General features: G+C 69.7%; 22 protein-coding genes. 18 read left to right on the forward strand and 4 right to left on the reverse strand.

Annotated features, from left to right (window positions below):
• Position 1: 1 nt before the first annotated feature.
• From glyA to AD72_RS02940, 5 genes are all read left to right on the forward strand, one after another.
• On the forward strand, positions 2–1,261 hold the full coding sequence (glyA, locus tag AD72_RS02920) for a serine hydroxymethyltransferase (protein ID WP_031464790.1): 1,260 nt from the start codon (positions 2–4) through the stop codon (positions 1,259–1,261).
• Between the two features lie 25 nt (positions 1,262–1,286).
• Positions 1,287–2,660, forward strand: coding sequence for an L-serine ammonia-lyase (locus AD72_RS02925; RefSeq protein ID WP_031464791.1), 1,374 nt, complete (start codon positions 1,287–1,289; stop codon positions 2,658–2,660).
• 18 nt (positions 2,661–2,678) lie between these two features.
• On the forward strand, positions 2,679–3,407 hold the full coding sequence (locus tag AD72_RS02930) for a FadR/GntR family transcriptional regulator (RefSeq protein WP_051897786.1): 729 nt from the start codon (positions 2,679–2,681) through the stop codon (positions 3,405–3,407).
• Between the two features lie 105 nt (positions 3,408–3,512).
• Positions 3,513–4,208 carry a glycosyltransferase family 2 protein gene (locus AD72_RS02935; protein ID WP_031464793.1) on the forward strand — a complete coding sequence of 232 codons (696 nt, stop codon included), beginning with the start codon at positions 3,513–3,515 and terminating at the stop codon, positions 4,206–4,208.
• 8 nt (positions 4,209–4,216) lie between these two features.
• Positions 4,217–4,588, forward strand: coding sequence for a DUF2304 domain-containing protein (locus tag AD72_RS02940; RefSeq protein WP_031464794.1), 372 nt, complete (start codon positions 4,217–4,219; stop codon positions 4,586–4,588).
• Between the two features lie 17 nt (positions 4,589–4,605).
• Here the strand turns inward: AD72_RS02940 and AD72_RS02945 are convergent, their stop codons facing one another.
• On the reverse strand, positions 4,606–5,538 hold the full coding sequence (locus tag AD72_RS02945) for an NAD-dependent epimerase/dehydratase family protein (RefSeq protein ID WP_031464795.1): 933 nt from the start codon (positions 5,536–5,538) through the stop codon (positions 4,606–4,608).
• Between the two features lie 258 nt (positions 5,539–5,796).
• Positions 5,797–6,711, reverse strand: a complete 915-nt coding sequence (locus tag AD72_RS02950) for a glycosyltransferase family 2 protein (protein WP_031464796.1) — start codon at positions 6,709–6,711, stop codon at positions 5,797–5,799.
• Between the two features lie 243 nt (positions 6,712–6,954).
• Here AD72_RS02950 and AD72_RS02955 point away from each other — a divergent pair, with 243 nt between their 5' ends.
• The 10 genes from AD72_RS02955 (at position 6,955) to AD72_RS03000 (ending at position 17,530) form a co-directional block, all read left to right on the forward strand.
• Complete coding sequence (locus AD72_RS02955; RefSeq protein ID WP_031464797.1) at positions 6,955–7,737, forward strand: electron transfer flavoprotein subunit beta/FixA family protein; 783 nt, start codon at positions 6,955–6,957, stop codon at positions 7,735–7,737.
• A gap of 34 nt (positions 7,738–7,771) precedes the next feature.
• The gene (locus AD72_RS02960) at positions 7,772–8,731 is read left to right on the forward strand and encodes an electron transfer flavoprotein subunit alpha/FixB family protein (RefSeq protein WP_031464798.1); all 960 of its coding nucleotides are present in this window, start codon (positions 7,772–7,774) and stop codon (positions 8,729–8,731) included.
• Between the two features lie 212 nt (positions 8,732–8,943).
• Entirely contained in the window at positions 8,944–9,726 is a 783-nt protein-coding gene (locus AD72_RS02965; RefSeq protein WP_031464799.1) for a GNAT family N-acetyltransferase, read from the forward strand.
• On the forward strand, positions 9,723–10,637 hold the full coding sequence (locus tag AD72_RS02970) for a lysophospholipid acyltransferase family protein (protein WP_031464800.1): 915 nt from the start codon (positions 9,723–9,725) through the stop codon (positions 10,635–10,637). The genes AD72_RS02965 and AD72_RS02970 overlap by 4 nt, the downstream gene beginning before the upstream one ends.
• 46 nt (positions 10,638–10,683) lie before the next feature.
• A complete protein-coding gene (locus AD72_RS02975) occupies positions 10,684–12,030 on the forward strand; it encodes an MFS transporter (RefSeq protein WP_031464801.1) in 1,347 nt (448 codons plus the stop codon).
• 23 nt (positions 12,031–12,053) lie between these two features.
• A complete protein-coding gene (locus AD72_RS02980) occupies positions 12,054–13,259 on the forward strand; it encodes a cysteine desulfurase family protein (protein ID WP_031464802.1) in 1,206 nt (401 codons plus the stop codon).
• Positions 13,256–14,344, forward strand: coding sequence for a tRNA 2-thiouridine(34) synthase MnmA (gene mnmA, locus AD72_RS02985; protein ID WP_031464803.1), 1,089 nt, complete (start codon positions 13,256–13,258; stop codon positions 14,342–14,344). The genes AD72_RS02980 and mnmA overlap by 4 nt, the downstream gene beginning before the upstream one ends.
• Before the next feature lie 348 nt (positions 14,345–14,692).
• Positions 14,693–16,177, forward strand: a complete 1,485-nt coding sequence (locus tag AD72_RS02990; RefSeq protein ID WP_031464804.1) for a pyridoxal phosphate-dependent decarboxylase family protein — start codon at positions 14,693–14,695, stop codon at positions 16,175–16,177.
• Positions 16,174–17,094: a DMT family transporter gene (locus AD72_RS02995; protein WP_031464805.1), complete on the forward strand. Its 921-nt coding sequence runs from the start codon at positions 16,174–16,176 to the stop codon at positions 17,092–17,094. The genes AD72_RS02990 and AD72_RS02995 overlap by 4 nt, the downstream gene beginning before the upstream one ends.
• Positions 17,054–17,530 carry an Lrp/AsnC family transcriptional regulator gene (locus tag AD72_RS03000; protein ID WP_031464806.1) on the forward strand — a complete coding sequence of 159 codons (477 nt, stop codon included), beginning with the start codon at positions 17,054–17,056 and terminating at the stop codon, positions 17,528–17,530. The genes AD72_RS02995 and AD72_RS03000 overlap by 41 nt, the downstream gene beginning before the upstream one ends.
• Before the next feature lie 7 nt (positions 17,531–17,537).
• Here the strand turns inward: AD72_RS03000 and AD72_RS03005 are convergent, their stop codons facing one another.
• Entirely contained in the window at positions 17,538–18,683 is a 1,146-nt protein-coding gene (locus tag AD72_RS03005; protein ID WP_197284862.1) for an MFS transporter, read from the reverse strand.
• A gap of 116 nt (positions 18,684–18,799) precedes the next feature.
• On the opposite strand from AD72_RS03005, the gene AD72_RS03010 reads away from it, so the two are divergent.
• Entirely contained in the window at positions 18,800–19,660 is an 861-nt protein-coding gene (locus tag AD72_RS03010) for an AraC family transcriptional regulator (protein ID WP_156365020.1), read from the forward strand.
• Here AD72_RS03010 and AD72_RS03015 read toward each other — a convergent pair.
• The gene (locus AD72_RS03015) at positions 19,649–20,647 is read right to left on the reverse strand and encodes a YdcF family protein (protein ID WP_031464809.1); all 999 of its coding nucleotides are present in this window, start codon (positions 20,645–20,647) and stop codon (positions 19,649–19,651) included. The two genes, AD72_RS03010 and AD72_RS03015, sit on opposite strands and share 12 nt — an antisense overlap.
• A gap of 70 nt (positions 20,648–20,717) precedes the next feature.
• Between AD72_RS03015 and AD72_RS03020 the strand changes: the two genes are divergently transcribed.
• Both AD72_RS03020 and AD72_RS03025 read left to right on the forward strand, forming a co-directional pair.
• Entirely contained in the window at positions 20,718–21,971 is a 1,254-nt protein-coding gene (locus AD72_RS03020; RefSeq protein WP_031464810.1) for an amidohydrolase, read from the forward strand.
• Positions 21,972–22,114: 143 nt separating this feature from the next.
• On the forward strand, positions 22,115–23,416 hold the full coding sequence (locus AD72_RS03025) for a nucleobase:cation symporter-2 family protein (protein ID WP_031464811.1): 1,302 nt from the start codon (positions 22,115–22,117) through the stop codon (positions 23,414–23,416).
• The last annotated feature ends 384 nt before the right edge of the window (positions 23,417–23,800 follow it).

Here is a 23,800-nt window from a genome sequence, read left to right on the forward strand (position 1 = left end):
CATGAGCACCTTCGAACAGGCACTCGCCGAGGTCGACCCCGAGGTCGCCAAATCGGTGAACGCGGAGCTGCACCGCCAGCAGCAGACCCTGGAGATGATCGCCTCGGAGAACTTCGCTCCGGTCGGTGTGCTCGAGGCGCAGGGTTCGGTGCTGACCAACAAGTACGCCGAGGGCCTGCCCGGGCGGCGCTACTACGGCGGCTGCGAATTCGTGGACGAGGTGGAGAACCTCGCCCGGGACCGGGTGAAGTCGCTGTTCGGCGCCAAGTACGCGAACGTGCAGCCGCACTCCGGGGCGCAGGCGAACGCCGCCGCGATGTTCGCGATGCTCAAGCCCGGTGACACCATCCTCGGTCTCGACCTCGCACACGGCGGGCACCTGACCCATGGGATGAAGATCAACTTCTCCGGCAAGCTCTACAACGTGGTGCCCTACCACGTGGACGACACCGGCCGGATCGACATGGGCGAGGTGGAAAAGCTCGCCAGGCAGAACCAGCCGAAGCTGATCGTGGCCGGCTGGTCGGCGTACCCGCGCCAGCTCGACTTCGCCGAGTTCCGCAGGATCGCCGACGAGGTCGGTGCGCTGCTGCTGGTGGACATGGCGCACTTCGCCGGACTGGTCGCCGCCGGGCTGCACCCGAACCCGGTGGAGCACGCGCACATCGTGACCACCACGACGCACAAGACCCTCGGCGGGCCGCGCGGCGGAGTGATCCTCACCAACGACCCCGAGCTGTCCAAGAAGATCAATTCCGCGGTCTTCCCCGGACAGCAGGGCGGTCCGCTGGAGCACGTGATCGCGGCCAAGGCGGTGGCGTTCAAGGTCGCCGCTTCCGAGGAGTTCGCCGACCGGCAGCGGCGTACCGTGGAAGGTGCGCGGATCCTCGCCGAGCGGCTCGCCGCCAAGGACTGCGCCGAGGCCGGGGTCAAACTGCTCACCGGGGGCACGGATGTGCACCTGGTGCTCGTCGACCTCGTGGAGTCCACTTTGGACGGTCAGCAGGCGGAGGACCGCCTGCACCAGATCGGGATCACGGTCAACCGCAACGCGGTGCCGAACGATCCGCGTCCGCCGATGGTGACCTCCGGGCTGCGGATCGGCACCCCGGCACTGGCCACCCGTGGTTTCGGCACCGAGGACTTCACCGAGGTCGCCGAGATCATCGCGGCTGCGCTGAAACCCGAGTGCGATGAGGCGGCGCTGCGTGAGCGGGTGGCCGCACTGGTCGCCAAACATCCGTTGTACCCGGCGCTGTAGCCGGCCTCGTCGAAGGAGCGCGCGCATGGCCATCAGCGTGTTCGACCTGTTCTCCATCGGTATCGGACCGTCCAGCTCCCACACCGTCGGCCCCATGCGCGCGGCACGCATGTTCGTCGCGGGACTCGCCTCGGATGGTGAGCTTCCCGCGACGAAACGCGTCGCGGCCGAGCTCTACGGATCGCTGGGCGCCACCGGTTTCGGGCACGGCAGCGACAAGGCCGTGCTGCTCGGACTCGAGGGTGAGGACCCGGAGACCGTGGACACGGCCACCGTCGCCGAGCGGGTCGAGCGGATCCGCGCGGTCGGCCAGCTGTGGCTGGACGGTAAGTGGGAGATCGATTTCGTCGAGGACACCGATCTGGTGCTGCACCGCAGGAAATCCCTGCCACAGCACCCGAACGGGATGATCTTCCGGGCCTTCGACGCGGCGGGGAACCCGCTGCGCGAACGGACCTATTACTCGGTCGGCGGCGGTTTCGTGGTGGACGAGCGGGCCGCGGGCGCGGACCGGATCACCCCGGACACCACCCCGGTCGCCCACCCGTTCCATTCCGGGCGGGAACTGATCGAGGCGGCGAACGAGGCCGGGCTGCCCATTTCCGGGGTGATGCTGGAGAACGAGCAGTCCTGGCGGGCCGCCGAGGACATCCGCTCCGGGCTGCTGCGCATCTGGCGGGTCATGCGCGAATGCGTGGACAGCGGCTGCGCCACCGAGGGCACCCTGCCCGGCGGGCTCAAGGTCAAACGGCGCGCCCCGGAGCTCTACCGCAAGCTCTCCGGTGAGCCGTTCTCCACCGACCCGCTGCGCGTCATGGACTGGGTGACCCTGTTCGCCCTCGCGGTGAACGAGGAGAACGCCGCCGGCGGGCGGATCGTGACCGCGCCGACCAACGGCGCCGCCGGGATCGTGCCCGCCGTGCTGCACTACTACTGGCGGTTCGTGCCGGGGGCGAACGAGGACGGCGTGGTGCGGTTCCTGCTCACCGCGGGCGCGATCGGCGTGCTGTACAAGGAGAACGCCTCCATCTCCGGCGCCGAGGTCGGTTGCCAGGGCGAGGTGGGCTCGGCGTGCTCGATGGCGGCCGGGGCACTGTGCGAAGTGCTCGGGGGCACCCCGAAACAGGTGGAGAACGCCGCCGAGATCGCCGTGGAGCACAACCTCGGGCTCACCTGCGATCCGGTCGGCGGACTGGTGCAGATCCCGTGCATCGAGCGCAATGCGGTCGCCTCGGTCAAGGCGATCACCGCGGCACGGATGGCCATCCGGGGCGGCGGGGAGCACTACGTCTCGCTGGACAAGGCGATCAAGACGATGCGCGAGACCGGTGCGGACATGAAGCGCAAGTACAAGGAGACCGCGCGCGGCGGGCTCGCGGTCAACGTCATCGAGTGCTGAGGGCACTAGTGTGGTGGCGTGACTGAGCACCTCGAGGTTCCCATCGCCGGGGCGGCGCTGCTGCGCCCGGTCCGCGCGGGCAACGCCTTCGAGGAGACCGTGGAGCGGGTGCTCCAGGCGATCCGGCTCGGGGTGCTGGGCCCGGGGGACCGGCTGCCCGCCGAACGGGAACTGGCCGCGCGCCTCGCGGTCTCCCGGGCGACGCTGCGGGAAGCGCTGCACGCGCTCGCCGAGGCCGGATACGTGGAATCGCGCCGCGGCCGTTATGGCGGCACCTTCGTCACCGGGACCGAACCGGAAACGGGGGCGGCGGAGCAGCAGGGCACCGAGGACTCCGTGGAGGACGTGCTGGTGCTGCGCGGGGTACTGGAACCGGGTGCGGCCGCGGCAGCCGCGGAGACGGAGCTCACCGAGCAGGCGCGGGAACACCTGCGGTCCCAGCTGAGCGCGAGTTCGGGAAGCGCCCTCGAGGAGTACCGCCGCAAGGATTCCCGGCTGCATCTGGCGATCGCCGAGGTCACCGGTTCGGCCTCGCTGACCGCCGCGGTCGCGGATGTGCGGTCCCGGGTCAACGGGTTGCTCGACCGGATCCCGTTGCTCGAGCCGAATCTGGCGCACTCCGATGAGCAGCACGAGCGGGTCGTCGGCGCGATCCTGGACGGTGATCCGGAGGCCGCGCGGGTGGCGATGGCCGAGCATCTCGCGGGCACCGCGGCGCTGCTGCGCGGCTTCCTCTCCGGTACCTGATTGGGGCGAATCCGGCCCGCTACTTCACGGCCCCTACACTGTGTCATCGGCTCGCGGGGTGCGTTCCGTGACAGGCCAGCCTTGAGATGACCGGAGGACAGACGGGTGAGTGAACGGGCGGATGTCTGGATGGTCATCCCGGTGTTCAATGAGGGTCAGGTCATCGCCGAGGTGGTCCGCGAGGCCAGGCGCACCTTCCCCAACATCGTCTGCGTGGACGACGGCAGCCGGGACAACTCGGCGAGCGAGATCCACGCGGCCGGGGCACACCTGGTGCGCCATCCGGTGAACCTCGGCCAGGGCGCCGCGCTGCAGACCGGCATCGAGTACGCCCGGGCCCAGCCGGGCGCCGAATACTTCGTCACCTTCGACGCGGACGGCCAGCACCAGGTCGAGGATGTGCTCCGGATGCTGCACCGGCTGCGCACCGAGGAGATCGACATCGTGGTGGGCACCCGCTTCGGCAAATCGGCCGACACCAGCCACATTCCCTGGCTCAAGCGATTCGTGCTGCGCACCGTGGTGCTGCTGTCCCCGCGTACCCGCAGGCTCGGGCTCTCCGACGCGCACAACGGGCTGCGTGCCTTCAACCGCAAGGTCGCCTGGGACATCAACATCCGGCTCAACGGCATGGGGCACGCCTCCGAACTCGTGCACATGATGGATGTGCACCGCTGGCGGGTCGCCGAGGAACCCGTGACCATCCTCTACACGGCGTACTCCATGTCGAAGGGCCAGTCCCTGTTCAACGGGGTCAACATCGTGTGGGATAGCGTGCTCAAGACCGGACCTAGGCGGTGAAACCGACCATGATCGTGATTCAGATCCTGCTCATCCTCGCGGTGCTCCTCGGCCTGTTGCTCTTCCTGCGCCACCACGGCAAGAGCAAGACGGCGGCAAGCGTGAAGGTCGGCTTCGCACTGTTCCTGATCTTCGCGGTGATCGCGGTGCTCGACCCGAACCTGCTCACCGATGTGGCGCACTTCGTCGGCGTCGGCCGGGGCACCGACCTGGTGCTCTACGCGTTCATCGTGGCGTTCGGATTCGCGACCATCAACACCTATCTGCGGTTCAAGGAACTGGAGTTCCGCTACGCCAAACTGGTGCGCGCGGTGGCCATCCAGAACCGCCAGCTGCCCGAGGACGGCGAGGGAGAACCGGAGCCGGAGCAGCGCTCCTGACCCCGGTCGCCGCACGCTCAGCCGCGGAAGTAGTCCACGGTGCGTCGAACCCCCTCGGCGATGTCCACCTGCGGGCGCCAGCCGAGTTCGGCGCCCGCCCGGCTCGCGTCCAGCGCGGAATCCCGTAGGTCACCGAGCCGCGCGGGAGCGTACTCCGGCTCGTCGGCCGCGCTCGCCGCCCGCGCGACAAGGCCGTGCAGTTCGCGGTCGCTGGTGCGTACCCCGGTGCCGATGTTGTAGCGGCGCCCGTTGCCCACGCTGCCCGCGGCGGCGAGGAACGCGGCGGCCACATCGCCGACGTAGACGTAGTCCCGGGTGTTGCCCCCATCGCCGAACACCTTGGTGGGTTCCCCGGCGAGCAACAGCCCGGCGAAGATCGCCACCACCCCGGCTTCCCCGTGCGGGTCCTGGCGTGGCCCGTACACATTGGCGAGCGCGAGATTGGTGCACTCCAGGCCGTAAAGGTGGCGGAAGGTGTTCAGGTAGATCTCCCCGGCCGCTTTGCTTGCCGCATAAGGGGATTCGGGGTCCACCGGGGAGGTCTCGGTGATCGGGAGCTCGGGCGCGCTTCCGTAGATGGAACCGCCCGAGGAGGAGAACACGATCTTGCGCACGCCCAACTTGCGCGCGGCCTCGGCCAGATTGATGGTGCCGAGCACGTTGGTGCGGGCGTCGGCGAGCGGATCGGCGACACTGGACCGCACATCGATCTGCGCGGCGAGATGGAAGATCACCTCGGGGGCCGCGTCCCGCACGATGCCGGGGAGCTCCTCGCCGGTGATGTCTGCCTCGACGAGCGAGCAGTTCCCGCCGGCCAGCGCATCGGCGAGATTGTTCTTGCTGCCCCTGCTCAGGTCATCGACGACGGTGACCCGGTGCCCCTCGGAGAGCAACAGGTCGACGAGGGTGGATCCGATGAATCCGGCTCCGCCGGTCACGAGTGCGTGCATGGCAGGCAGCGTAGGACATCAGAGAGCACGCCTGGGAACCCGTGCCCTGCTGCGCTGCGACATTGGCGAAGTACCTTCGCGGACATCGGCGAAGTACCTTCGCGAGCCTGCGGGGCGATCCGCGGCGAAGGCGCGCAATCACCGCGGAACCCACTGCGGCACAATCCTCCGCCGTTGCCTCGGGCGCGGGGGTCCCGCGGGATGCCGAATCCACGCCGACTCCCGCTCGCGACGGGCGATGGCTCCCGGACGCGCTCCTCAGCGGTTCGTGACCGCGTGCCGCAGCAGCGTGCCGAGCACCGCGCGGTCCTTGCCGAGTGCCGCACCGGGTACCTGGGTGAGGGCGTGCAACCGGGAGCCGGAGTGCACCCGGGCCGCGCGGGCCGCCTTGCGCCAGCCGAGCGCGCCGAACCGCCGCGCGGTCTCCTGGAACAGCGCCCGCTCCTCGCGGAAGCGGTCCCCGTCGGTGGCCATCGTCGAGGACACGCTCGCCCCGTGTCTGCGGTACTTGAAACACGCCTCGGTCAGCACGAGCAGCCGCTCGCCCCGTTCGATCAGGTCCAGCTCGAGCGCGAGATCCTGGGTGGTGCGCAGATCGGAGCGGAACCCGATCGCCGTGATCGCCTCGGTGCGCCAGCTCAGCGAGGGGAAGTACAGCCAGTTCCCGCGCAGCAGGCTGGCCGCGAGCGGTTCCCCGCCGAGTACCAGTTCCTCGCGTACCCGCGGCGCGTAGATCCGGTGTTTGACCGCGTCGGCGAGCCCGGTCGCCGGTTCGCCGTGTTCGTCGATGACCTCGACGCCCGGCTGGATCATCCCGATGCCCTCGTGCCTCGCCGCCGCGGCGCGCACGGTGCGCACGTAGTTCGGCGCGAGCAGGTCGTCGGTGCCGAGCAGGGTCACCCGTTCGTACTCGGCCAGTTCGAGACAGCGCTGGAAGTTTCCGGTGACCCCCAGATTGCGCGGGTTGCGGAAGTAGCGGACCCGCTCATCGGCGAGCGAGTCGAACCACTCGGGAACCCCTTCGGCGTCCCCGTCGTCGACCACGGTCAGCCGCCAGCCGCCGGTGTCCTGGGCGAGCACGCTGTGCACCGCCTCGCGCATCAGGGCGACGTCGCCGTAGAACGGCAACAGGATGTCGATCTCGGGTTGGTTCTCGCTCGTAAGCTCGCTCATCGTGCCCATCCTGGCACCTCGCCGTATCGGTTCCGAAGCGAGGTAGTACCTGGACGATGGTACAGGTAGTGTGGTGAGAACCATCACGGGATTCACGCGCCTGTGCTGGTTGCGCCGCCGCTACCGATAAGTAACATCAGCCTCGACCTGTGCAAATCCGCATGTCATGGCAAGGTTTGCGCAATCGGGAAAGCAGCAAGAAACCAGCTAGGCCCATTTACACGAGGAGGTCGAGGCAGACCGATGAACATCGTCGTCCTTGTCAAGCAGGTGCCGGACACCTATTCGGAGCGCAAACTCAGCGATGCCGACAGCACGCTCGACCGCGACTCCGCCGACGCCGTGCTCGACGAGATCAATGAGAAGGCCGTCGAGCAGGCGCTGCAGATCAAGGAAGCCGGAGAGGGCGAGGTGACCGTGGTCTGCGTCGGCCCCGACCGGGCGACCGACGCGATCCGCAAGGCGCTCTCCATGGGCGCGGACAAGGCCGTGCACGTCTGCGACGACGCCCTGCACGGTTCCGACGTGCTCGCCACGGCCAAGGTGATCGCCGCGGCGATCGGCAAGGGCGACGCGCCCGACCTGGTGCTGGCGGGCAACGAGGCGACCGACGGCGGTGGCGGGGCGATCCCGGCCATCCTGTCCGAGCTGCTCGGCCTTCCGCAGCTGACGCACGCCCGCGAGGTCAGCATCGAGGGCCAGACGGTCAAGGCCACCCGGGAGACCGACGAGGGCCTGACCTACCTCGAGGCGAACCTGCCCGCGATCGTCTCGGTCGCGGAGAAGATCAACGAGCCGCGGTACCCCTCCTTCAAGGGCATCATGGCCGCGAAGAAGAAGCCGGTCGAGACGCTCACCGTGGCCGACCTCGGGGTCGACGCCGGTGAGGTCGGCCTGGGCAACGCCTGGTCCACGGTCACCGAGGCCGCGCCGAAGCCCCCGCGCGCCGCGGGGCAGAAGGCCGAGGACGAGGGCGACGGCGGCACCAAGATCGCCGAGTACCTGGTCGCGCAGAAGCTGATCTGAGCAACCCCGACGAGACGGAAGAAAGAGGAGAACAATGGCAGAAGTACTTGTGCTCGTCGACCACCTCGACGGGGAAGCCAAGAAGTCGACCTTTGAACTGCTCACCGCCGCACGCCGGATCGGGGAGCCCTCCGCGGTCGTGGTCGGCGCCGCGGGTTCGGCGGCCAAGCTGAAGGACTCGCTCGCCGGATACGGAGCCGCCAAGGTGTACGCGGCCGAGTCCGAGGACGCGGGCACCTACCTGGTCACCCCCGAGGTGAACGCCCTGGTCGCGGTGGCCGAGCAGGCCTCGCCCGCAGCGGTGCTCGTGCCCGCCACGGCGCGCGGCAAGGAGATCGCCGCCCGGGTCGCGGTGCGGCTGGGCTCCGGTCTGCTCGTGGACGCGGTCGACGTCGCCGAGGACGGCAGCGTCACCCAGTCCATCTTCGGTGGCGGCTTCATCGTCAAGTCCAAGGCGAGCAAGGGTGCCCCGGTGATCAGCCTGCGCGCGGGCTCGGTCGAGCCGGAGCAGGCCAGCGGTGCCGCGGCGGAGGAGACCGTCTCGGCGCCCGCGGTGGACGCCGCGAAGTCGGCCAAGATCACCGGTAACGAGCCGATCGTCGGCGGGGACCGCCCGGAGCTCACCGAGGCCTCGGTCGTGGTCTCCGGTGGCCGCGGTGTCGGCTCCGCCGAGCAGTTCGAGGTCGTCGAGAAGCTGGCCGACTCGCTCGGCGCGGCCGTCGGTGCCTCCCGTGCCGCGGTCGACTCCGGTTACTACCCGCAACAGTTCCAGGTGGGCCAGACCGGGAAGACCGTGTCCCCGCAGCTGTACATCGCGCTCGGTATCTCCGGGGCGATCCAGCACCGGGCCGGGATGCAGACCTCGAAGACGATCGTCGCGGTCAACAAGGACCCGGAGGCACCGATCTTCGAGATCACCGACTACGGCATCGTCGGGGACCTGTTCAACGTGGCCCCGCAGCTCACCTCCGAGGTGCAGGGCCGCAAGGGCTGATCATTCAGGGGTAGCCCAGAGGACTGAAACATCGCGGGCCCGGTGCGTATTTCGCACCGGGCCCGCGATGTTTGTGGGAAGGTTCACCACCCCAGTGGAACAGGTCATACTGCGCCCGGGTTCCCCATGGATACCAAGAGTTTCCTGTATGTTTGCGTGTGAGGTCACGGTAAAGCGTGGCGTCGGAAAATGGCATCGAGTAGACAGAGCTTATGACTTCCTCAGAACTGTTGGCGAGCACGCCCGCGAGCGCGGCGAGCGGCCAGTACTCACTGTTGGTGACGAGGGACCCGGACGAGGTACGTGCGGCACAGCGGCTGCGCTACGACGTTTTCGCGGGGGAAATGGGGGCGACTCTTCCTACCGAGGAACCCGGCATCGATATCGATCCGTTCGACGAATTCTGCGACCACATCGTGGCGCGGGACGATTCGACCGGCGCGATCGTCGGCACCTACCGGATGCTCTCACCCGCGCGGGCCCGCGAGGCCGGGAAACTGTACTCGGACACCGAATTCGACCTGAGCAACCTGGACGCGCTCCGCGACGAGATGGTGGAGGTCGGCCGGTCCTGCGTCGCGCCTGGTCATCGCAACGGGGCCGTGATGAGCCTGGTCTGGGCCGGGATCGCCAAGTACCTGCTCAGCGCGGGCGGGAAATACCTCGTCGGCTGCAGCTCGGTGCCGGTCGCCGACGGTGGCGCGGAAGCGGCGGGCGTCTGGGACATCGTCTCGGCCAAGCACTACGCGCCCGAGCCCTACCGGGTTCAACCGCTGCACCCGTTCGATGTGGACAACGCGCCCCGGCCGACAAGGGGGCGGATTCCCCCGCTGCTTCGCGGATATCTCCGGCTCGGCGCCTGGGTCTGCGGGCCGCCGATGCTCGACGCGGAATTCGGCGTCGCCGATTTCTTCATCCTGTTCTCGATGGACAACGTCGACCATCGCTATGTCCGGTTCTTCCTCGGTGATCAGCTTGGGGACCAGAGCGCATGATCAACCCATACCTGCCTGTCGCGCCGTGCGGCTCCGGGTGTGTCGCGGGTAAACCGGCAACCGTTTCCTGGTTGCGGGTGACCGCCCGGTTCATCGTCGTCATCGGCATGCTCCTGCTCGCGCTCTGCACCTCGCCGGTGCTGTTCGTGCTGCGTGGGCGCCCGCGGCAGCGCTACGTGAAATGGCTCTTCGGCAGGCTCATCTCCGCGTTCGGCGCGCGTCTGGAGGTCCACGGCGCCACGGCCTTCGGTTCCGACTTCGGCGCGAACCCCGGCCAGGGCGAGCGGGACGACGCCAGCTACGAGAAGCGCGGCGCCCTCGTGGTCAACAACCACGTCTCCTGGCTGGACGTCGTCGCGGTCAACGCGGTGCACCCGATGCGCGCGCTCGGCAAGAGCGAGATCGCCCGCTGGCCGGTGATCGGCTGGCTGGCGAAGGTCGCCGGCACCATCTTCCTGCGCCGGGACGAACTGTCGACGCTGCCGGGCACCATCGCCGAGGTCACGAAGGCACTCCGGGCCGGATCGCTGATCAGCGTCACCCCCGAGGCGACGACCTGGTGCGGGCTCGCCTCCGGGCACTTCCGCCCGGCGACCTTCCAGGCCGCCATCGACGGCGGGGTTCCGGTACTGCCGATCGCCATCCGTTACCGGCTCGAGGACGGCACCCCCACCACCTGGCCCGCGTTCATCGGGGACGACACGCTGCTCGACTCCATGCTGCGCACCGGGCGGCTGCGCGGGCTCGTCGTGGAACTGCACGTGCTGGACGAGATCGCCCCCGGCCGCGCCGCCGATCGGCGCGAGCTCGCCGCGATCACCGAGCGGGCCATGCGCGCGGTGCTGGACGACGGCCGCGCGGAGATCCCGATGGCCAGGCAGCACCCCGTCAAGGAGCTCCGCCCGGAGTAATCCCGGACTGGACCTCCAGCGCTGTCGAGGTCGCAAGGTGGGTGCCATGACATCCACCTCGGAGCGCGCGGAGTCGTTGTGGTCCCGGCATTACCGCTCCACGGCCCTCGGCGCGGTCCTGCTGATCACCCTGGTCGCCTTCGAGGCGATGGGGGTGGCCACCGCGATGCCGACGATGGTGGCCGCGCTGCACGGTGGCGCGCTCTACGCCTGGCCGTTCGTGGCCTACCTCGCCGCGAGCATGGGCACCACGGTGCTCGGCGGCGCGTGGTGCGACAACCGTGGCCCGCGGTTCCCGCTGCTGACCGGGCTCGCGGTGTTCTGCGCCGGACTGGTGCTCGCCGGATGCGCGCCGACGATGCCGCTACTGCTGCTCGGGCGCACCGTGCAGGGCCTCGGCGCCGGTCTGCAGGCGGTCGCACTGCAGGTGCTGATCGCGGCGGTGTTCCCGGACCGGTTGCGGCCCAAGGTCTACGGGCTCACCGCGGCGGCCTGGGTGCTTCCGGCGGTGCTGGGTATGCCGCTGGCCGGGCTCGCCGCGCAGTACGCCTCCTGGCGGCTGGTCTTCCTCGCCCTGGTTCCCTTGGTGCTGCTCGGTTTCCTGCTGCTGGTGCCCGCGGTACGGGGACTGGGCGGACCTGATTCCGGAGCCCGCCCCGGGCCGGGGCGGCTGTTCGCCGCGCTCGGGGTGACCGTGGGCATCGCCGGGGTGAGCTGGGCCGGCCAGCATCCGGGGCCGGCCGCGCTCGGCTACGGCCTGCCCGCGCTGCTGGTGCTCGCCCTCGCGCTGCACCGGCTCCTGCCGCGCGGCACGCTGCGGGCGCGCCGCGGGCTGCCGGTGGTGGTGCTCGCCCGCGGGCTGATGGCCGGGGCCACCGATGCGGTCGAGGCCTTCCTGCCCCTGGTGCTGACGGTCGTGCACGGGTACTCGCCGGTGCTCGCCGGGATACCGCTCACGATGATGGCGCTGGGCTGGTCGGCCGCGTCCTACTGGCAGGGCAGGCACCCCGGACTGGCCAGGGAACGCCTGCTGGGCACCGGATTCGTCTTCCTGGCCCTCGGCCTGGCCTGCGTGCTCGCGGTGACCGCGCCGTTCGTGCCCGGCTGGCTGGCGCTGATCGGCTGGCCCCTGGTCGGTTTCGGCAACGGCATCGGGATGCCCAGCATGAACGTGCTGCTGTTCCGGCTGTCCCCGGAGCGGGAGCGCGGCCTGAACGTCTCGGCGATGCAGCTCGCCGACCGGGGCTCGGCCACCCTGTTCATCGGGCTCGGCGGGGCGCTGCTCGCCGGGCTCGGTGGCGCGGGGGAGCCCGGCCCCGGGGTGGCGGTGCTCGTGTGCGGAATGCTCCTGCTGTGCGCCGTGGGTGCGGTCGTCTCGCGAAGGGCCAGGTGAGCTCGCGTATCCTGGGGGACGTTATGCCGTATCTCGACCATGCCGCGACCACGCCGATGCGCCCCGAGGCGATCGCCGTGCTGACCGAGGCGCTCCGGGAGGCGGGCAACCCCTCCTCACTGCACGCCTCGGGACGGGCCGCGCGCAGGCGGGTCGAGGAGGCGCGCGAGTCCTGCGCGGCCCGCCTCGGTGCCCGCGCCTCCGAGGTGATCTTCACCGGGGGCGGCACGGAGGGGGACAACCTCGCGGTCAAGGGGATCTACTGGGCGCGCCGCGCGGAGGACCCGCGCAGGCGCCGGGTACTCGTCTCGGCGGTGGAGCACCACGCCGTGCTGGACACCGCGGAATGGCTGCGCGACCACGAGGGGGCCGAGCTCGTGGTGCTCGGCGTGGACGCGAGCGGCAGGGTCGCGCCGGAGGAGTTGCGCGCCGCCATCGGGGACGATCCGGACTCGGTGGCGCTGGTGAGCGTGATGCTGGCGAACAACGAGGTGGGGACCGTGAATCCGGTGCGCGAACTGGCCGCGATCGCCGCGGGGCACGGGATCCCGGTGCACACCGACGCCGTGCAGGCGGTCGGCGTGCTCGAGGTGGACTTCGCCGCGCTCGGCGTGGCCGCGCTGACCTGTAGCGCGCACAAGATCGGCGGGCCGGTCGGGGCCGGGGCGCTGTTGCTGCGCAGGGACACCGCGTGCACCCCGGTGCTGCACGGCGGCGGACAGGAACGCGAGGTGCGCTCGGGAACCCTTGCCACCGCGGCGATCCTGGGTTTCGTGCGAGCCCTCGAGCTCGCGGTCGCCGAACGGGAAACGCATGCCGGGGAACTGGCCCGGCTGCGGGCGCTGCTGCTCACCGCCGTGCGTGCCGCGGTTCCCGATGCCGTCGTCAACGGGCCGGAACACGGTGGCCTGCCCGGGATCGCCCACGTGACCTTCCCCGGCTGCCGCGGTGACACGCTGCTGGCCGCACTGGACGCACGGGGGATCGAGTGCTCGACCGGATCGGCGTGCACCGCCGGGGTTTCCCGGCCGAGCCACGTGCTGCTCGCCATGGGGGCGGATGCCGAGGCGGCACGCGGCTGCCTGCGGTTCTCCCTCGGGTACACCTCGACGGACGCGGATGTCACCGCGCTCGGTGCGGTGCTCGGGGAAGCCGTGACCGGGGCGCGCGGGCGTGGGGTGCCCTCGCTGCGCCGGAGGAAGACCGACCGAGTGAAGGAGATGTCATGAAGGTCCTCGCCGCGATGAGCGGTGGTGTCGACTCGGCGGTCGCCGCCGCGCGCGCCGTCGAGGCGGGCCACGAGGTGACCGGGGTGCACATGGCGCTCTCGGCGAAACCGGGCACCCTGCGTACCGGGTCCCGTGGCTGCTGCACCATCGAGGACGCCGGTGATGCGCGCCGCGCCGCGGACATGCTCGGGATTCCGTTCTATGTCTGGGATTTCTCCGAGGAGTTCACCGAGGAAGTGGTCGCCGACTTCCTCGCCGAATACGAGCGGGGCCGGACCCCGAACCCGTGCGTGCGGTGCAATGAGCGGATCAAGTTCGCCGCGCTGCTCGAACGCGCGATGGGGCTCGGGTTCGACGCGGTGTGCACCGGGCACTACGCCCGACTGTCCACTGTGGATGATGCGCCGGAGTTGCGCCGCAGTGTGGACGAGGGCAAGGACCAGTCCTATGTGCTGGCCTCGCTCACCGCGGAGCAGCTGCGGCATTCCCTGTTCCCGCTCGGTGGCAGCCGCAAGTCCGAGGTGCGCGCGGAGGCCGAGCGGCGTGGCCTCTTCGTGGCGCGCAAACCGGATTCGCACGACATCTGCTTCATCGCGGACGGGGACACCCGCGGATTCGTGGAGTCCAGGCTCGGCACCCGGCCGGGCAACATCGTGGACGACGAGACCGGCGAGGTGCTGGCCGAGCACGCTGGTGTGCACGGCTTCACCGTCGGCCAGCGCAAGGGGATCGGTGTCGAGGCACCCGCGGCGGACGGGCGTCCGCGTTACGTGCTCTCCCTGGAGCCGGTGACCGCCACCGTGCGGGTGGGTTCCCGGGACCGGCTGACCGTGGACGAGATCCAGTGCTCCGAGGTGATCTACCCGGGCGGGCAGCAGCTCGCCGGGCCGACCGAGGTCACCGTGCAGATCCGGGCACACGGCGGGGTCGCGCCCGCGGTGGTGACCCCGGTCGAGGACGGGGTGACGGTGCACCTGCGCGAGTCCATCAGCGGGGTCGCGCCCGGTCAGAAACTGGTCGCCTACAGCGAATCCGCGGACGGCGACCTGGCACTGCTGGCCGCCACCATCGACGGGACCGCGTAGTATTCGAGTAAGAATCGGCGCCGAGCTCACCCGCGTGCGGTATTTGCGGAGGATGCTTTCCGGCGCCGATTTTTTCTGTTTTCTTGACGCCGGGCCGTCGTTTTTCTGATGTTGTTCGCTTCTCGTTCATCTGACGCCGCCGGTTGATAAAAGCTTCTTAAAACCACGGTAATCACCCGGGATTCCCTCTTACGCCCGGTGAGTCATGTCACTGTTTGTGCCTTGGTGATACCTGGGCGTAACGTCATCGACACGAATTTCGCATCGGCCTAAGGCAGCCCGTTCGCCATTCGAAATCGCGTGGACCAATCAAATCGGTTTCCGAGTAATAACTAGGGAGGGTTCGCCATGGATGTCGCATTCGCGGGCGGCGTGCACGGTCCAACGGCACTCGAATCGTTTCTCGGTATCACCTTGGACGCGCTCGCCGAGGGTGCCAAGGACAGGGAGGGCCCGATCCCCGCGGGCGATCCGGCCACGCTCGCCCGGCGGTGGCGCACCGAACTGGGCGAACTGCTGCCGGAGACCGGATCCGAACCGGGCGAGGTGCTCGCCGGGCTTGTCCGTCAGCTCGCCGCGGGTGCGGCAGATCCCTCGGATCCCGCCTGCGCAGCGCACCTGCTCTGCCCGCCGCTGGCGCTGGCGGTGGCCGCCGATACCGCGGCTGGCTCGGTGAACGCTTCGCTCGATTCCTGGGACCAGGCCCCGCTGGCTAGTGTGCTCGAGGAGCAGCTGGTGGAGGCGTTCTCCCGGCTGGTCGGGTTCCCGGACAGCTCTGCCGGGGTGCTCACCTCGGGCGGGACCGAGTCGAACCTGATGGGCCTGCTTCTCGCGCGGGACAACGTGATCCGGCGTCGTCGCGGGGTCGAGGTGGCCCGCAGCGGGCTCGCGGGTACCGGGGACACGTTCCGGATCCTGTGCTCGGAGGCCGCGCACTTCTCGATCGCCCGGTGCGCCGGTTTCCTCGGTCTCGGCGAGGACGCGGTGCTTCCGGTTCCCGTCGACGAGGCGCACCGGATGCGGCCCGAGGAGCTGACCCGCAGCCTGGAGATGGTGCGCTGCCGTGGCCGGGTGCCGCTCGCGGTCGTCGCCACGGCGGGCACCACGGACCTCGGCGGGATCGACCCGATCGCCGAGCTCGAGCCGATCGCCCGCGAATACGGCGCCTGGTTGCACGTGGACGCCGCCTACGGTGGGGGAGCCCTGTTCTCCGCCAGGCTGGTCCGGTTGCTCGAAGGGATCGAGCGCGCCGATTCGGTGAGCCTTGATCTGCACAAGTTCGGCTGGCAGCCCGTCGCCGCGGGCGCGTTCCTGACCCGTGCCGCGGACAGCTTCGCCCCGCTGGACCGTACGGTCGCCTATCTCAACAGCGAGGACGATGAGCGCGCCGGATACACCAGCAGGCTCGGGCATTCCCTGCGCACCACCCGGCGCGCCGACGCCTTCAAGGTCGCGGTCACCCTGCGCAGCTTCGGCAAGGCCGGGCTCGGTGAACTCGTCGACCGCTGCCATGCGCTCGCCGAGGACGCCGCCGAGTTCGTCCGGGAGCACCCGAAGCTGGAGCTGCGTGCCGATCCGGTGCTGAGCACCGTGGTTTTCCGTTACCTGCCAAGCGATCCGGCGCACGGCGCAGCGGTGAACGCGGAGATCCGCCGGTCGCTGCTCGCGGAAGGGCTGGCCGTGATCGGCCGGACCAGCATGCTCGATTCCTCCGGCGCCGAGGCGATCTACCTGAAGCTGACCTTGCTGAACCCGAACACCACGCCGGCGCAGGTGCAGGAATTGTTGCGACACATTCTCGCGAAGGGTGAGAGTGCGGAGGCCGCGCAGTGAGGCCACGCGGGCCCTATCTGCTCCTCGTTCTCGCCGCGCTGTGCTGGGGAACGCAGGCCACTGCCGCGAAGTACGCGCTCGGCGGGCTCGGCCCGGCTGCCGTGCTGCTGGCCGGTCTGCTCGGCGCGAACCTCGTGCTGTGGCCGCTGGCGCTGCTGCGCGGGCTGCGTCCCCCGGAACGGATCGGCCGGTATTTCCTGCTCGGCCTGCTCGAACCCGGACTGGCCTACGGACTGCTCACCGTCGGGCTCGGCTACACGACGGCCACGAACGCATCCCTGCTCAACGCCACCGAATCCTGTTTCGTGGTGCTGCTCTCCGCGATATTCCTCGGCGAACGGCTCGGCATCCGCGCGGTGGCCGGGCTGCTCCTGTCCTGTGCCGGAGTGCTTGCGCTGCAGGGGATCGGGGCGAACGTGCACGGCAACCTCGGGGATGTGCTCGTGGTGCTCGGTGCGCTGAGCGCCGCGCTCTACTCGCTGCCCGCCCGCGGGGCCGCCCGCACCACCGACGCCCTGTCCATGACCACCTACCAGTTCACCGCTGCGCTGATCCTGGCCATCCCGGTTTCCGTGCTGGCCTGGTCGACCGGGGCGGAGGCGCTGCCGCTGCACGCCGCGCCCCGGTTCTGGATCGCCGCGGTGATCATGGGAACCATCGGCTACGCCGCGAGTTTCCTGCTTTACAACCGGGCGATCGCCACGGTCCCGGTCGGTGCGGCGGGTATGGTGCTCAACCTCATCCCGGTGTTCGGCGTGGCGCTCGCGGTGGCCTTCCTCGGCGAACGGCTGCTGGTGTGGCATGCGGTCGGCGCCGTGCTCATCGGGGCCGGGATCGCCCTGTTCCCGACCCATCGCACCCAGGGAGGTGAGCAGAATGCCGGCCACCCAAGTAAAATCGGCGAATACGCTCCTTGACGAGACCACCCGGCACATCATCGAGCAGCTGCAGGAGGACGGGCGCCGATCCTATGTGACGATCGGGAAGGCGGTCGGTCTCTCGGAAGGAGCAGTGCGCCAACGGGTGCAGCGTCTCGCCGATGCCGGGGTGATCGAGATCTTCGCGGTCTCCGATCCGCGCCTCGCCGGGCTCGCGCGCCAGGCACTCGTCGCGGTGACCGTGGCGGGACCGCTCGATCCGGTCGCCGACGCGCTCGCCGAGTTCGACGAGGTGGAGCAGCTGACGATCTGCGCCGGGCGGTTCGACATCCTCTGCGAGGTCGTGTGCGCCGACGATGCGGACCTCGCGCTGCTGCTCTCCCAGCGGATCCGCACCGTTCCCGGGGTGCGCGGAGCGGAGACGCTCATCCATCTCGAGGTGCGCAAACGCCGCCACCGCTGGACCACGTGCTGAGCACCGGTCACAGCGGAACGCGTTCCGGGCGGCAGGCGAGCAGGCCGACCACGAGTTCCACGAGCAGCACCGCGAGCAGCGCGAACACCGGGGCTTCCCAGGCCCCGGTCGCTGTGTGCAGCAGGCCGAACAGCAGCGGGCCGAATCCGGCGAGCAGATAACCGACGCCCTGGCTCATTCCGGAAAGGGCGGCCGCCCCGGCGGGTGTCTCGGTGCGCGCGATCGTCAGGTACAGCGCGAGCGGCTGGGCCGCGCCCGCTCCGAGGCCGATCAGGATCACCCAGACCGCGGCGGTCGAGACCGGGGCGTAGAGACAGCCGAGGATCCCGGCCGCGCAGCACACCACGATCGGCGCCATCATCGGACGCTGGTCGCCCAGTTTCTCGGCGAGCATCGGGGTGCCGAAGGAGACCACCAGACCACCGACCCCGACCAGTCCGGCGAGCAGGCCCGCTCCGTCCGCGGAAATACCGCGGTCGCGGAACATGCTCGGCAGGAACGAGGTCATGGCGTAGAAGAACACGCTCTGCGCGCCCGCATAACAGGTGACCTGCCAGGCGATCCGCTTGCGGTAGATCCCGATTCCCGCGGCAGCGGGAGCGCTTTCCCTTGTGCCGTAACGGAACTGGGGAATCCAGGCGAGCGCGGCGGCCGCGGCGGGCAGGGCCCAGAGCCCGGTCGCCAGTGGCAGGTTCGCCCCGAGTGCGTGATAGAGCGGGACCGCGAGCGTGGTGCTGGCCAGCACACAGAACCCGTAGCAGAGCATGTACCAGCCGAGCACCGCGCCCGAACGCCGCCCGGCCCGCCGTTTGATCACGCTGATGGTGAGCACATTGCAGAAGGCCAGCGCTCCCGCCGCGAACACGGTGCCGAGGAAAAGGGCGAACGGTCCGGCGAGCATGCGCAGCGCCTGGGTGAGGGTGAGCAGGATGAGCGCGATCCCGATCGGGCGTTCCTCTCCGAACCGCCGGGCCAGGGGCGGGGCGAAGAACGAGACCACGCCGAAGCAGAACACCGGCAGTGCGGCGAGCGCCGTGACCGCGGAACCGGTGAGGCCGAACCAGTGCGCGACCTCCGGGAACAACGGCGGAAGGCTGGTGATCGCCGGGCGCAGGTTCAGGGCGATGAGCAACACCCCGAGTACCAGGAGCAAGGGGGTCGCTGTCCGTTGTGGACGTTGGATAATTTCCGCACGCATGATGATCGATCCTGGTACAGGATGATCCGGTGAAACAGGACTTCTCGACCGGGAACTTGTACAATCCGATCATGCACCGGATGCTGCGGGAGGACATCTTCGGTGCGGGAGGCATCGCGATCGCCGCGGAGGAGACCGAGCTCGGGGACCGCGGGATGGCCCCGCACAGCCACGACTTCATCGAGCTCGCGATCGTGCTCGCGGGCACGGCGCGGCACGCCTCCGCGGTCGGCCGGGTCCAGGTGCGCACCGGTTCGGTCGTCGCGCTGCGTCCCGGGGACTGGCACGCCTACGATCGCTGCGCGGGGCTGCGGCTGTGCAACGTCGGTCTCGGCACCGAGTTGCTGCATCGCGAATTGTCCTGGCTGCGTTCGGATCCGGTGCTGGGCAGCGTGCTGTGGCCGGTGGAACGGTCGAAATGGCCCGCGCGGCACCGGATCGCCCGGCTCGATCCGGGCACCCTCGAGCGCATCGCCGAACCGCTGCACGCGATGGCCGCCGGTCCGGCGCGCCGGACGGGGGAGCGCACCAAACGGATCGGGCAGCTGCTGTGCGTCATCGGTGAGCTCACCGCACACCGGGACACGGCCGTCCCGGTGACCCCGGAGGTGGTCGCCACGGCCGTGGGACTGCTGGAGGAGGAGCCCGCGCATCCGTGGTCGGTGCGCGAACTCGCCGCGGCGGCGGGGGTTTCGGCCTCACATCTGGCGCGGCTGTTCGGCGCGCACCTCGGCGCGGCTCCGATGGAATGCCTCGGCAGGTTGCGGGCCGAGCGTGCGGCGGCGCTGCTGATCGAGACCCGGTTGCCCGTCGCGGAAATCGGCCGCGAGGTCGGCTGGCCCGATCCGGCCTATGCGAGCAGGCGGTTCCGCGCGTTCTTCGGGGTCAGTCCGCGCACCTATCGCGCGCGCTATGCGAGCTCAGACCAGTAGGCCGATCGCGAGTACCCCGCCACCGAGCACTCCGCAGATGATCCCGTTGACCACGCGGTTCGCCAGCACGATCGCGACGAACTCCCGCAGGAACGCGCTCGGCAGGAAATAGAAGGCCGTCGGGGAACCGAGCACGTCGAGGCGTACCCCGATCCGCCGGGAGAGCAGTGCGGTGCGCAGCACGTGGAAATTGTTGGTCACCGCGGCGATCCGCTTCGGCCTCGGTTCCCGCGCGTCCAGGATCGCCCTGCTGTAGCGCAGATTCTCCTCCGTGGTGCGCGCCTGGTCCTCGAGTTCGATGTCCTTTTCCGGAATGCCCTTGGTGACCAGATACCCGGCCATGGCCTCGGCTTCGGAGACGGCCTCGTCACCGCCCTGCCCGCCGCTGACGACCAGGACCGGTGCGGTCTCGGCATGCTGGTAGATCCGGACCGCCTGGTCGAGCCTGCTGGCCAGCAGCGGGGGAACCCGTTCCCCGATCAGCCCGGAACCGAGCACCACGACCGCGTCGAACTTCCGCCTGCGCGCGGTGCGGCTGTAGACCACCGAGTACAGCAGGAAGGTGACGAACAGGAAGGCGAGATAGCAGGAGACCAGCACGATCGCGCCGAGCACCACACGGGGCCAGTCCACGTCGATCCGGGCGGTCAGCCAGAACGCGGCGTACAGCGCGAACATGCCGAGCCCGGCGAGCAGGGAGAGCAGGTTCGCGGGGCGCCGCCCCTCGCGACGCAGCATCGTGACGCCGTTGATCACCAGCGCGACCGGTAGCACGAGCACCAGCAGCAGCACGGCGCCGAAGAACGCGGTCACCAGTGCGAGCCCGATCCAGTGCACCTTCGCGGCGTTGGCGAACAGGAACAGCAGGAAGAAGATCAGCGTGATGCTGAGCCAGATCCCGTTGCTGTAGCGACGGCGGTCCCGCACCATGCCGATCGCGAAGAACAGCAAGGCGAGCGCCATCGCCACAAGAAAGAACGTGCCCATCCGCACTCCCCTCGAACACGCTTGGTGACAACTCAGTGTGGCAGACTCGCCGGTGAGGAGTGATGCCGCAATGTCAGAAACGTCCGCACCGTCCGCCGAACAGCTCGAGCGGTTGCACGCCTTCTACCGTGATCTGCACGAGCACCCCGAGCTGTCCTTCGCCGAGCACCGCACCGCGCGGTGCATCGCCGAACGGCTCGCCGGGCTGGACGCCGAGGTGACAACCGGGGTCGGTGGCACAGGCGTGGTCGCCGTGCTGCGCAACGGGGACGGTCCGCTGGTGATGCTGCGTGCGGACATCGACGCGCTGCCGGTCGCCGAGGCCACCGGGCTGCCGTACGCGAGCACCGCCACGGGGACCGGGCCCGACGGTGACGAGGTTCCGGTGATGCATGCCTGCGGGCACGATATGCACGCCACCTGCCTGCTCGGCGCCCTCGAACAGCTCGATGCCCGCCGTACGGACTGGTCCGGCACGGTCCTCGGGGTGTTCCAGCCCGCGGAGGAACTCGCCAAGGGCGCCGAGGCGATGCTCGCCGATGGGCTCTTCGACCGGTTCGGTACCCCGGAGATCGTGCTCGGCCAGCATGTCGCGCCGCTTCCGGCCGGTGTACTCGGGCACGCCAGCGGCCCGACCATGGCCAGCAGTGACTCCGCACGGGTGCGGATCTTCGGCCGCGGCGGGCACGGTTCCCGCCCGGACACCACCGTGGACCCGGTGGTGCTCGCCTCCTCGATCGTGCTGCGGCTGCAGGGAATCGTGGCGCGCGAGGTGACACCGACCGAGACCGCCGTGGTCACCGTGGGCAAACTGGTCGCCGGGACCAAGGACAACATCATTCCCGAGCAGGCCGAGCTCGGGATCAATCTGCGCGCGTACTCGCCGGAGGTCCGGTCCCAGCTGCGTGCCGCCGTGGAACGCATCGTGCGCGGGGAGTGCGAGATCAGCGGTGCGCCGAAGGAACCCGAGATCGAGTGGACGGTCAGCGCCCCGGTCACGATCAACGATCCGGAGGCTGCCGCGCGCACCGTGGCGGCGTTCACCGAGCGGTTCGGCGGCGAACGGGTCATGCCGATGCCGACCATCACCGCGAGCGAGGATGTCGGTGTGTTCGGCACGGCCGCCTCGATCCCGACGGTTTTCTGGTTCTGGGGCGGGCTCGACCCGGAGCGGGTCATGACGGCCTTCGCGCAGGGACGGTTCGAAAAGGACATCCCGAGCAACCACTCCCCGGAATTCGCCCCGGTGCCCGAACCCACGATCGTCACCGGGGTGCAGGCCCTGACCACCGCGGCGCTCACCTGGCTCGGCGCCACGCGCTGAGCAGTGGCGCTGCGCCACTCGTCCGCTACGTCACGGGGTCGGCCGTGCCGTGGGTGCGTGCCGCGGCGCGGGCTACCGTTGCCCATGCTCATCACGCGGGTAACCCGCCGCCGCAGTGACCGTTCCGGCCCGGAGCGGCACGCGTGAGCGCCGTCCATCCGGTCGACCGGCGCCCGGGAGCGGGCGAGCTCCTGCTCGGTGCGCTGCAGCATGTCGGCGCGATGTACACCGGGGTGGTGGCTCCGCCACTGGTGATCGGCGCGGCCGTCGGGCTCGATCCCGCGAAGCTGAGCCTGCTCATCGGGGCCAGCCTGTTCACCTCCGGGATCGCCACCCTGTTGCAGACACTCGGCATCTGGCGGTTCGGCGCACGGCTGCCGCTGGTGAACGGGGTGACCTTCGCTTCGGTCGCTCCGGTGCAGGCGATCGCCGAGGAACACGCGGGGCCTTCGGCGCTGGGCTACGTCTACGGCGCCACGCTCATCGGCGGTGCGCTGATGGTGCTGCTCGCTCCGGTGTTCTCCCGGCTACTCAAGTTCTTCCCGCCGGTGGTCACCGGAACGGTCATCACGCTGATCGGGGTGTCTCTGCTTCCGGTGACCGCGCAATGGGTCGCCGATCAGAAACCGTCAGCCGGCTGGCGTGATGTGCTGCTCGCCGGGTTCACCCTGCTGGCGGTTCTGGTGTGCAACCGGTTCCTGTCCGGGGTACTCGGCCGGATCGGGCTGTTGATCGGACTGGTCGCCGGAACCCTGCTCGCCTGGCCGCTCGGCGCGATCGACACGAGTTCGTTCAGCAAGGCGGAGGCGTTCGGGATCGCGAGCCCGTTCCATTTCGGTGCGCCCGCCTTCGACATCGCCGCGATCATCTCCATCGTCATCGCCGTGATCGTCACGATGGCCGAGTCGACCGCGGACATGATCGCGCTCGGGGAGATCGTCGAACGCCCGACCGGGCAGCGCACCCTCGCCGACGGACTGCGTGCCGACGGCCTGGCCAGTGCGGTGAGCACGGTGTTCGGCGGTTTCCTGGCCACCGCGTTCGCACAGAACATCGGAGTGGTCGCGCTGACCAGGGTGCGCAGCCGCTATGTGGTCGCCGGATGCGGGGTGCTGCTCGTGCTGCTCGGCATGTTCCCCGTGGTGGGCGGGATCGTCGCGCTGGTGCCGCAACCGGTGCTCGGCGGTGCGGGGATCGTGCTGTTCGGCAGTGTCGCCGTGGCCGGGATCCGCACCCTGACCCGGGCCGACCTGTCCCGGCCCGCGAACGTCGCGATCGTGGCCGCCTCGCTCGGCATCGGGCTGCTTCCGGTCGTGGCGCCGGAGTTCTACGCGCATTTCCCGGCCGCGGTGCGCACCATCATGAATTCCGGGATCAGTGCGGGATGCATCGCAGCGGTGGTGCTGAACCTCGTGTTCCGGGAACGGTCCGCCCGGGAAGCTTGATCCGGTTCAGGTGCCCTTGTCGTGCATACCGGTCGCGGTGCCTTGGCTGACCGCTTCTCTCTGTTCGCAGGTCTCCCATCCCGGGCTGTTCCCGGGCGCCCGGAAGCTGTTCCTGGGCCAGGCGGGTGAGCTCGTCGAATCCTTCGGTTTCGGTCTGGGCGGTGATCACGCGCGCGAACATGGTCCTCCTTCGGCGGTTGTATCCGGGTCAGGGACGGAGGGCGATGTCCTCGGGGCGGATGGGAACCCGGCTCAGTGGTTTTCCCGTGGCCGCGCGGATCGCGGCGACGATGGCCGGGGTGGACGAGATCGTGGGCGGTTCGCCGACTCCGCGGACGCCGTACGGTGCGTGTGGATCGGGGTATTCGAGGATGTGGGTGTGCA

Origin of the sequence: Sciscionella sediminilitoris (genome assembly GCF_000737195.2) — a bacterium.
Lineage (GTDB): Bacteria > Actinomycetota > Actinomycetes > Mycobacteriales > Pseudonocardiaceae > Sciscionella > Sciscionella sediminilitoris.